This is a genomic window from Planktosalinus sp., assembly GCF_059864935.1.
Window position 1 is genome coordinate 1 of sequence record NZ_JCBCCK010000391.1, and the last position, 2,588, is coordinate 2,588.

The 2,588-nt window shown below is 40.0% G+C and carries 3 protein-coding genes; all 3 read right to left on the bottom strand.

Features of this window, described 5'->3' with window-relative positions; translation table 11 throughout:
• Positions 1-806, bottom strand: an 806-nt coding sequence (gene ctlX / locus AC6F75_RS12145) for a citrulline utilization hydrolase CtlX (protein WP_500715299.1), incomplete at its 3' end; no start/stop codon positions are given.
• A gap of 88 nt (positions 807-894) precedes the next feature.
• Positions 895-1,809, bottom strand: a complete 915-nt coding sequence (locus AC6F75_RS12150; protein ID WP_500715300.1) for an arginine deiminase family protein — start codon at positions 1,807-1,809, stop codon at positions 895-897.
• Positions 1,810-1,887: 78 nt separating this feature from the next.
• A partial coding sequence (locus AC6F75_RS12155; RefSeq protein WP_500715302.1) for a citrate/2-methylcitrate synthase occupies positions 1,888-2,588 on the bottom strand: 701 nt, incomplete at its 5' end.

Here is a 2,588-nt window from a genome sequence, read left to right on the forward strand (position 1 = left end):
GAATTGCCTTTGTCGTCTGATACTTCAAGCATGTTACCCGCAAAATGCTTGACTTGCTCTTCAGTAATGGCGATGATTTCCTTGCCGTCTTCTTTTAAGTGTTGCAGTACATTTTTACGTTCTTTTTTATCGTCGATGCAATCCAGACAAATCACTGCAAAATCTTTGGCAATACACATCATCACATTGGTGTGGTAAATGGGTAAACGGTCACCTTTCACGGTCTGGTAGGTAGTAAAAATTACAGGGGTATATTCAAAATCTTCACAGAACTCGATGAGCAATTCTTCGTCAGCACGAGGCGAAAGGGCACAATAGGCCTTCCGGTTGATGCGGTCTAGGACAAGGCTTCCGGTGCCTTCAAGAAACAGTTCATCATCTTCGGCGGGGGTATAATCCACTACGTTTTTAATTTTTAATCCGGTTTCTTCCAAACGGTTGATGACTTCTTCCCTGCGCTCACGCCTACGGTTTTCAGCAAACATAGGGTAAAGGGCAATGTCTCCGTTTTCGTGAAATGAAACCCAATTGTTTGGAAAAACAGAATCCGGAGTATCCTGAGAACCGTCATCATGAAATATCACCACATTAACACCGGCGTTTTTTAGTTTTTGAACCATGGTGTCAAACTCTTCCTGAGCCAATTTATTGACATCTTTGTTTTGAAGTTGTGTGTCTGTTGTTTGGTAATAATTATTAATGGCAGTTTCTTCATTGAGCCTGAAAGCTGCCGGACGCACCATCAATATTGTGTTGGTGGACTGAAGCCCCCCATCCCCCGAAGGGGGAGTATTATTTTTTTTCATTTTTTCAGAAGTTTGTCTTGCAAAGGTAAAAAGTTTTGATATTTTCAATCAAATTATTTAGCCCCTCCCTTGGAGGGGTTGGGGAGGCTTAATCTCTAATAAGTGGTAAAGTACTGCATCTAAGTAAACCTTCCTGTTTTGCGATTTCAGCATAGGGAATTTCTTCTACCGTAAATCCGTTTTCACGCAACCAGTTGTTCAATCGTGTGAAATTCCTTTCAGAAACCACCACATCCGGAGCAATTGAAAAAACATTGCTGTTCATGTGGTACATTTCATCTCGTGTGATGTGAAATAAATTTTTATTCCCAAAAAGGTTGACCAGATACATATAGTCTGCTTCTTCACGGAAGCCTTGTTTATAAATAATCGCTTTGTCTATTCCTACAGGTTGAAAACAGCAATCCAGATGCAAGGCATTGTCACGCGCTTCGATTTTTGATTTGACCAAATCAAATTCCTTGACAATTTTATTAGGGAACAAGTTGCGGATGTATTCCACGCCTTCCATATTGGTTCTTGCTGTAATATAATCTTTATAATCGCTTCCTTTATAGGTTCCGATAAAAATATGATTGTTCCAGAGCATTACATCTCCACCTTCTATGTGGACTTCTTCAGGAGGCCTGATGACTTTATTAGGGTCAATTTGGTCAATAATATATTGAATAGCCTCTAGCTCTTTTTCACGCTCAGGAAGGATGTTTGCTTTTACGAATACGTCGTCAATCACAAAAGCTATATCACGCGAAAATATCTGATTGTAATCCTTAATTTCTTCAGGCCTGAAAACCTTTACGTCGTATTTTTTTAAAACAGTGAAAAATGCTTCCATTTCAGGAATCATATCTTCATTTTTGGGATAGGTTCCGGCAAGGATATGTTCAAGTGACTTTGGGTCATAAGCTTCTTCAGCAGATGGGGTGGGACCATTGCTGTTGGCTGTTCCCAGAATAACTGCTCTCAACCTTGAAGTTTCGTCTTTAACGTTTAACTGAAGCATAACAACTTTTATTCAAAAATATGAAAAAACTCCATCGTGATGACTCAAGATGGAGTTTCAAGGTTATTTTTTTTTGATTTACCTTTCGGTCATCTGTTTAAATGTTCTTTGTGTATAGCCTGTATAGACTTGCCTTGGACGGCCAATGGGCTCTTTGCGTATACGCATTTCCCTCCATTGTGCAATCCAGCCGGGAAGTCTTCCCAAGGCAAACATTACTGTAAACATATCAGTTGGAATACCCAAAGCCCTGTAAATAATACCTGAATAAAAATCTACGTTTGGATAAAGATTTCTTTCTACAAAGTAGTCATCTTCAAGAGCCACTTTTTCAAGCCCTTTGGCAATGTCAAGTACAGGGTCTTCTATTCCCAGTTCACTAAGCACTTCATCAGCAGCTTTTTTGATGATTTTTGCGCGTGGGTCAAAGTTTTTATATACTCTGTGTCCAAAGCCCATCAAGCGGAACGGGTCGTTTTTGTCTTTTGCTTTTTGAATGTATTTTGATGTATCACCACCATCGGTTTTAATAGCTTCAAGCATTTCAATAACAGCCTGATTGGCACCACCGTGAAGTGGACCCCAAAGTGCAGCAATACCGGCAGAGAGTGAGGCGTAAAGACCACTGTGTGATGAACCTACAATCCTTACGGTTGAGGTTGAACAGTTTTGCTCGTGGTCTGCGTGGAGGATTAATAGTTTGTCAATAGCTTCTATGACCGCTCTATCGACTTTGTAATCTTCATTGGGTTGCTGAAACATCATTTTATGAATGTTTT

Bases quoted from the DNA above. Each gene is read 5' to 3' on its own strand.
- AC6F75_RS12150 (WP_500715300.1), bottom strand. From the start codon at position 1,809: ATGCTTCAGTTAAACGTTAAAGACGAAACTTCAAGGTTGAGAGCAGTT.